This window comes from Brevundimonas bacteroides DSM 4726 (assembly GCF_000701445.1).
In the GTDB taxonomy this organism is placed as follows: Bacteria; Pseudomonadota; Alphaproteobacteria; order Caulobacterales; family Caulobacteraceae; genus Brevundimonas; species Brevundimonas bacteroides.
On the sequence record NZ_JNIX01000004.1, the window covers coordinates 80,345 to 88,089 of the forward strand.

A 7,745-nucleotide genomic window follows, 5' to 3' on the forward strand; every position below is an offset into this window, starting at 1 on the left:
ACACGCGGTTCTCTGGGGGCGCGCGGTCCCGCGAGGCTGCGGACCGGGCATCGCATAACAGCGGTTGCTAAAATAGGTTGAGGTGATAGCCTGAGCAAAAGCGGAGGTTGTCATGACCCTATGGGCACGTTGGGTTGGGGTCGTCCTGGCGGCCGGGCTTTGTTCGGCCTGCGTCACCACCGGGCCCATGCTTCATGAGATGGAGAGCATCGCGCCCGGTCATTCGACGGCGGAACTGAGCTGGGAGATCGTGAACCGCAATCGCCTCCTGGCCGGCGAGACGGAAGAGGCCCGATACGAGGCCGATCTGGCCGCCTACATCGAGGAATACGAGCATTGGTTCGAGGCCGAACCTCGTAGCGGCATCCGCCCAAATATCCGCAACACCGACCTTGTCCACTGTCCGGTCGTGGACGACAAGCCCACGCGCTGCCTGCCCGAGAACTACCGCGTCAACTATGACCCCGGCACCAACAGCTACCGCTGTCGCGACGCAGCGTCCGGCCTTTGTCGGTCGGGCGGGGGCGACTGGCTGACGGACCGGACACGGGAGGTCGTTCTGCGCTTCGGAGGGACCGAGCGGCGATGCCTCTGGACCATCGAAGGAGAAATCACGGAAGATGCCTGTGAGCGCAGGCTGACCACGAACCTTGGCGAACGATATCTGGTCTCGGTCACCCGGTCGGACGACGGCGCGTCGGGCCAGGCCGTCGTGGAACCCCGCGACATCCTGATCGTCGCCCTGGGCGATTCCTTCTCCGCCGGAGAAGGCAATCCGCATCATCAGTGGCGCTTCTGGCGCCTGTTCTCCCCGCGCCATCCCGCCGCCTGGCTGGACGCCCGCTGCCATCGTTCGCTGATGTCAGGGCCTGCCCTGACGGCGGCGACGCTCGCCCGCACCAATCCCCACGTGTCCGTGACGCTGCTGCACTACGGATGCTCGGGAGCCTCGATCGCCGATGGACTGGTCACGCCCTGGGCCCAGCTGGAGACGGCTGCCGACATTGAGGCCCAGTATGAGCAGTTCAACATTAAGGACGAGGCCTTCAACGCGCGCCGGGTCGTCACGACGCGGCCCGCCAACCAGACGGACCAAGCCTGGCAGGACGTCCCGCCGGCGCAGATCGAGCAGGCCCAGGCCGATCTCACTGTTGACGGCCGACTGGTTCAGCCGGACCTCGTCCTGATCTCGATCGGCGGCAATGACATCGGCTTCGCGGGCATCGTCAACGCGCTGGCGGGCGGCCGTTGGGGCACTCCGGAAGACCTGCGCGCCTGGCGTTCGGCCGACAGCGGACCGATCGAGGACTGGCGGCCCTATGCGTCCCTCGACCAGGCCAGCTGGGCCGAGACGGCGCGGCGGGTTTCCTGCGCGGGACTGGAGCCGCTCCCTTGTCTGACGGCGCGGGTGGAGGATCGGATCCGGGCCCAGGGGGGCGAGCCGGCGCGACACAACCGGCTCGACGGACAGTACGACGCGTTGGCCCGCTCGCTTCGACCACTTGTCGCCGCGCCGGACCAGGTCATGCTGACCCACTATCCGAACTTCGTCATGCGCGAGCCGAACGGGGTCGCCGCAGGCCAGGCCGCCCCGGAGCAGGCCGTGGGGTGCCAGGACGCGCCCTTCGACGGTCGGCCGGGCCTCATCCCAGGCGTGCTGGCCTGGTTACCGGACATCGGCATTGACGCTTCAGCGTCCGGCTCCGCCGATGAACGCTTTCTGAATCCGCTGAACGGAGCCATCGACCGCGCCGCCCATCGACATGGCTGGCGCACGGTCTCGACCCATGTGCGCAACGGCAGGACCCACGGCTACTGTAGCCATCAGCGGTTCTACAACACCCTGGTGGATTCCTACTGGGACCAGGGACGCCGATATGACCAGGGCCGCCCGGTCGGCAATCTGTCGATCCTGCAGGACGACAATCCCTTTGACCTGCCGGTCGGGACCCGCCTGGTCTGGAACGCCCAGCGGGCATGTTTCGTCACCTATCCCGAGGCCGGACCCTGCGTCGCCTCAAGGGCTGGTCTTCCGGTGCGGGAGCTGCGCCGGGACAGCGACCGGGGAGAGTCCCTGGAGCGCATGGTGTCCCGGCCAGGGTCGCTGGGAACGACCGGTCCCGTCCATCCCAACCTGTTCGGTCATTGCAACTACGCCTCCGCCATCCTGACACAGATCGCGCGGGTCCGGTCCGACCTTCCCCTGGGTTCGACCCTGACCGCACGCGTGCAGGCAGCGCCGGAGGAGGGCCTGCAGGCCCGCACGGTCTGCGATCCCGGTCTCTGGGGGTATCGACACGTCACCCACGGCCTTCCCACTCCCTGACCACCTCGGTGGGGAGCCTCGGGCGATACGCCGCCCGCGTCCCGCAACGAGCCCTCCGGTCCGGGGAGGGCGGCCTGTTCGATCGGGTTTGAGCGCGGGACATCGGAGGACGGCGTCGCACCCAGAAGGGTGTCCGCCACGAGGGCCGACGAGGTCGCTGACCCCGTTGCGGGTCACTGGAGCGAACTGAGCCTGGATCGGGTCATGGGCCCCGACGGGGCCGTGAACGGCTGGGCCTGGCCGCACGATCCCTGTCCAGGTCTGCGCCACGGATCCAGGATGGATCCGGGCCCTGGTCGGTCTGGGCTCGGACGGACGGACCGTCCCGCTCAGGGCCCGGGAGAAACACTTGGGCAAGGCTGAGGCTCTGGTGGCCGTCAGCCTCGGATGGGGACGCCACCGGCTTCCAGCAGCGGCCGAAGTCCCAACTCGCCGACAGGATCGATGTCGTGGAGCCGGGCCGACAGTCGATCGAGCGCGCCGACGCCCAGCAGCGCCAACATGGCCCAGCCCGGCGCGTCCCGCCCGGGACGGGTGGCCATCCAGAGCAGGGCGTCCAAGGCCGCCGGGCTGCCGTTCTGGGCCAGGCGCACCAGCAGGTTGGCGCGTCGGTCCCAATGCAGCGACGACGCCAGGGCGCCCTCCGCGACCGCCGACGCCGCGCTCGGGGCGTCCTCATGGACGGCCAGGATCAGCAGACCGGCGGCCACGCGGGTGGGCAGGCTCTGGTCCCGCTCCGACAGGCGACGGCGAGCCTCGACCAGGGCCGGTTGCAGCCGATCCGGCTCGAGGAGGGGATTCTTCGACAACGACGGCGCGGCATCCCCACCGTCCGCGAACACGGCCCAGGCATAGATCATGTCGGTCCCGATCGGTCCGGCGGCGGATTTGGCCAGCACCTCGGCGGCCCTGCGCCAGGTGGCCGACGGGGTGCGGGGATCCGAGACGAGCCCGATCAGGCGTTCGACCGTCCCGGAGGTCATGACGAACAGCGGTCGATCCCCATCCAGCGCCCGACAGGCGACGTGCAGCGCCATGACCGCGATGTGTCGCGAGAGGGCCTCGGCTCCCTCCAGAAGCCGATCCAGGAGGGGGGTGTGTTCGGCCAACGCCTCGGCCCAGAGGTCCTCGTCCTCCTCCGGCGGTTCAAGGGGAAGACGGGCGAGCAGGGCGAGCGCGCCCAGTCCGTCGGAGAGGGGATCGGACGGGTCATCCGGGAGAGACGCGATGCGCTCGACGAGGGGCTCGAGGTCTGCCGGCAGGGGATCGGTCCGCCGCGCGATCTGCCAGTCGAACAGCACCGACATCAGCCGCGCCAGGGCGGTCGGGTGATCGTGCCAGGCGGTGCAGACGGCCACGAGCGACAGGTCGTCCCTCAATGCCATCGGCGGGCGATGGCGGGCGTAGAACCCCATCAGGGCGCGGCGTTCATCTGGCTCGGCCTGGAGAACCAGCATCGGGGCCAGGGCGCTGAGGCGGTGGTTGATCAGGAACTGCGCCCGGACCATCCCGTGAGGAACCAGTCCCCCCGCCGCCCGTCCCAGGACGTGGCCGGTCCGCCGGGCGTCGAGGCGCGAGACGTCGGTGTCCAGACGATCGACCTTTGCCTCCGATCCCTCCGGCCACGGCAGGTCCACCGTCTCGGCGAGGGCGACCAGGCGATCGGCCTCGGCCTTTCGGTCCGGGTCGCCGCCCCATTGGCGGAGGCGGCGGATTCCGGCCAACCGCGCCTGTGCCATCGCCTCGTCAAAGGCCTGTCTGAGGATCGATCGATAGACCTCGCCAAACCGCCGTTCCGCCACCCCATCGAGGTCAAGGGCCTCGAAGGCCGCGCGCAGGGTGAGGAGCGCCGCGTCGGAGGTCTCCAGGTTGCGAGGATCCCCGTCGTCCTTCCAGGCGACCCGATGGAGCACCGCGTCCAGAGCCAGATCATCGAACACATCCGACAGGGCTTCGATCGTGGCGTTCGGGCAGCATGAACACACCCGATCGAGAAGGCCCGCGCGATCCGCGGCCGGCATGCGATCCAGGCACTGCAGCAGGACAGGCCGGCCGAGTTCGCTGAGCCGGGGCAGGGCGCGGTTCAACCGGTCCCAGGGCAGGGCGAAGGTCTTCTTCAGCTTCTCCTTGTCCCCCGTGCCCGGCAGAAGCTCGGCGCGCATCAGCGATGACAGCGGGGCCCAGAGCGCGGTCAGCAGGAGGAGGGCGTCGCCCTCGGCGCCGAAGACGGCCACCGCCCGCTCAACAAGGCCGCTCGCCTCGCGCACGGGATCGTCGCTGGCGATGCGCAGGAAGCGGCCGTCTGGCAGGGCTCTGCGGGAGGGTGCGGTCTCAGGCTCGCCTTCAGCCCCTTCGGACTTCGCCCGGCCGGCCCTGCTCAACCCGACAGGCGCGGCAGGGGGCGCGGAGGGTCGGAACAGCACAGGCTCCAGGTCTTCCAGCACGCGCCGGTGGGCGTCGGCCTCGCCGGCCCGAGGCAGATCGCCCGGCGTCAGAAAAAGCACGCGAACGCGCGGGCCCCCCGGTCGCTCGACCAGGATGTCGCGCAGGCTCTCGAGCTTGCGCAGCGCTTCTTCATCGCTGGCGCAACGCACCACGATGGCGGTGCGCCGCCGCGGGACCCAACGGATCGGGATGTCGCGCGTGAGATAGCCGACGTGCCAGCCCTTGCGCCGCAGGCCCAGGAGCCAGGGCGCGGCTGTCGCCCCGAGGGTCTCGTGGTCGGGACCGAACAGGCCGTAGAAGGACCGGACCGGCGTCCGCGGCGCCTCGCCGTCAGCGAACTGGAGAAGGCGCTGCTGTGCGGCCTGACCGTCAAGGGCTGCGCGTCCCTGTCCGCCCTGACTTTGGGCGGCCTGGTCGTGGAGCCCCCGCTGGCTCAGAAAGCTTGGCGGGCCGACGGTCAGCCAGTTGATCAGGGGACGCAGGACGCGCCACAGCGTGGCCAACCCGGGGATGGCGAGCGTGAGGGCCGGCGCCAGCTGGGGATGGTGCCGCACCAGGTCCGCAAGGCGGATCAATCCGTCGCGAAGCATTGACCCCTCGCTCCCGACCGAGGCGGCGGCCTGGAGCGTGTCCGCGATCCCGGCGGCCCATTGCCGGGTGACGAAGGCCCTGGCGTCCGGTCCCAGCGTCTCGACCATCATCCACAACCCGGACACGAGCAGGACATAGACCCCCACCGTCGACGCCGCCGTGATCGCAAGCCGCCAGGTCATGGACGCCCTCCCGTGCCCAACCTTCGCCTTTAGAGGATGCGGGGCGCAAGGGAACCGCTCTGCATCCCGCAGGGGAACCCCAGTCTGACGGCATTTGCGGGTGTCGGGCCGCCTCTGTGGGGTGCCGTACCGGCTCCGATGGTCGACCCTTGGTCTGGCCCCGGACGAAGACGGCCAGACAGCCGGACCTCGGCCGACGCGACCCGTGTCGTGAAATGACGTTCAACCTGTAATTGAGCCGTCGCTTGTCCCGGCTACGCGACCAGGAGTCGTTTCCGGAGTGCGTACAGTCATGCTGGGTGTGAAGGGGCGAGGGCGGGGAGGCCAAAAACGACCGCTTATCTTGACAGGAAGCTGATAACCGGCCAGATATTGCCGGTGTTGAAAACGGTGCCCGAACTGTTGTCGGAGCTCGGTGCCGCGATCCGGGACCGGCGGATTGCGCAGGGTCTGAGCCAGGAGGTGGCGGCGAGCCGGGCCGGCATCGGACTGCGCACCCTGCGCCGGCTGGAGCGCGACGGCCAGGCGACGACCGCGACCCTGGCCAATGTGGCCATCGTCCTGCGTTGCGAGCAGGGCCTGGAGGGTCTCTTTCCCCTGCCACCAGCGTCCAGTCTCGACGAACTCCTCAAACGGCAGGCCCAGGCCGCGCCGGTCCGGCGTCAGCGAGCACCCCGCAGGCCGCGCCCGTGAGGCTGGCGCTTGGGGTTCCGTTGTCGGTGTCGCTCGCCTGGAGCCCGTCGACGCGGCTGCCGGTGGCCCGGCTGGCGATGGCGGACGGTCTGGCGCAGCTGGAATGGTCACGCGAGGTGATTTCGACCGGCCTGCCGGTCGCCGCCCTGGACACCTATCCTCCCACGCCCGGACTCCACGCCGCCCGGACGCGAGCGTTCGATGGGCTCCACGGCTTTCTCGCCGACAGTCTGCCCGACGGCTGGGGCCAGCTGCTCATGCGGCGGCGGCTGGCCAGGGCAGAGGTCGACATCACCACCCTGACGCCGCTGGATCGTCTGGCCCTGGTCGGTGATCAGGGCCGGGGGGCCCTGGTGTTCAGGCCCGCGACGACGCCTCAGGACCCGGTCGAGACCCTGGATCTGGATGACCTCGCCGCCGCCACCATGACCGTGCTTGAGGGAGAAGCGCCCGCCCTGGCGGACACCCTGACCCGCCTGGGCGGGGGCTCGGGGGGGGCGCGACCCAAGGTGCACATCGGGTTCGACGCCGCCGGCGAGGTCGCGATCGGGGACGGCGAGGCGCCCGCCGGGTTCGAGCCCTGGATCGTCAAGTTCCGCGCGCCGGATGACCCGGACGACATCGGTCCGATCGAGGCGGCTTATGCCGACATGGCCGCGGCGGCCGGGATCGTCATGAGCCCGCATCGGCTGATACCGGCCCGAAAGGGCCATCCCTATTTCGCGACCCGGCGGTTCGACCGGCCGTCCGGAGGAGGCCGGCTGCATATGGTTTCCCTGGCCGGCGCGGTCGAGGCCCCCTGGGACCGTCCGTCGGCCAGCTACGACACCTATCTGAGGGCCACACGGGCCATCACGCGCCAGGCGGGCGATGTCGATCAGGCCTTCCGGCGCATGCTCTTCAATGTGCTGGCGTGCAATCGCGACGACCATACGCGCCAGCACGCCTATCTCATGGACGCCGCCGGAGACTGGACGCTGGCCCCGGCCTATGACCTGACGCATTCCACAGGTCCGGGAGGCGAGCATTACCTCGACATCGAGGGCGAAGGTCGCAGGCCGGGGCGCGGACATGTGCTGGCCTTGGGCGCCCGGCACGGGATTGGCGCGAAGAGCGTGCATGCGATGATCGACGATGTGAGTGCCGCCGTGTCCGACTGGACGGTCTTCGCGGTGGCCAGCGGCGTGACGACCGCCTCGCAGGCGCGCATCGCCAAAGCCATGGCGCGCGTCCGGGCCGATTTCGAGGGTCGCTAGGTCGAGGAGTTTGAGACTGGCTCCTCTTTCGGTGGGCGCCAGAGCCCGGTTCGGTGGAAGCGCACAACTCAGGCTTCGAGCCCAGCCGAACCTCCGAAGCGGCCCCTGTGTGTTCGGTGCGGACTTTTCGGTGACCGCGTGTTTCAGGGTCCGCTCGTGGCTCTGAGCGGCCGTCGACGACGTCCGCTCTTGGGCAACGAAGCACAAAATCTCACGCCGAGGTGCAGGGTGCTCATGGGGGTGTGCCCTCCG

At 69.6% G+C, this 7,745-nt stretch carries 4 protein-coding genes; 3 read left to right on the plus strand and 1 reads right to left on the minus strand.

What is annotated here, in order from left to right:
• The first annotated feature begins 112 nt into the window (after positions 1-112).
• The gene (locus tag Q333_RS0101840) at positions 113-2,326 is read left to right on the plus strand and encodes an SGNH/GDSL hydrolase family protein (protein WP_029415048.1); all 2,214 of its coding nucleotides are present in this window, start codon (positions 113-115) and stop codon (positions 2,324-2,326) included.
• 377 nt (positions 2,327-2,703) lie between these two features.
• On the opposite strand, the gene Q333_RS0101845 is transcribed toward Q333_RS0101840, so the two are convergent.
• A complete protein-coding gene (locus Q333_RS0101845; protein ID WP_029415049.1) occupies positions 2,704-5,544 on the minus strand; it encodes a hypothetical protein in 2,841 nt (946 codons plus the stop codon).
• A 390-nt stretch (positions 5,545-5,934) separates the two neighbouring features.
• Here Q333_RS0101845 and Q333_RS0101850 point away from each other — a divergent pair, with 390 nt between their 5' ends.
• Positions 5,935-6,237: a helix-turn-helix domain-containing protein gene (locus tag Q333_RS0101850; protein ID WP_245591458.1), complete on the plus strand. Its 303-nt coding sequence runs from the start codon at positions 5,935-5,937 to the stop codon at positions 6,235-6,237.
• Positions 6,234-7,493, plus strand: coding sequence for a type II toxin-antitoxin system HipA family toxin (locus Q333_RS0101855; protein ID WP_029415051.1), 1,260 nt, complete (start codon positions 6,234-6,236; stop codon positions 7,491-7,493). The genes Q333_RS0101850 and Q333_RS0101855 overlap by 4 nt, the downstream gene beginning before the upstream one ends.
• The last annotated feature ends 252 nt before the right edge of the window (positions 7,494-7,745 follow it).

What these genes read in the sequence shown, in the direction of transcription:
- Q333_RS0101840 (WP_029415048.1), top strand. Translation starts at nt 113, where the DNA reads ATGACCCTATGGGCACGTTGGGTTGGGGTCGTCCTGGCGGCCGGGCTT.
- Q333_RS0101845 (WP_029415049.1), bottom strand. Translation starts at nt 5,544, where the DNA reads ATGACCTGGCGGCTTGCGATCACGGCGGCGTCGACGGTGGGGGTCTAT.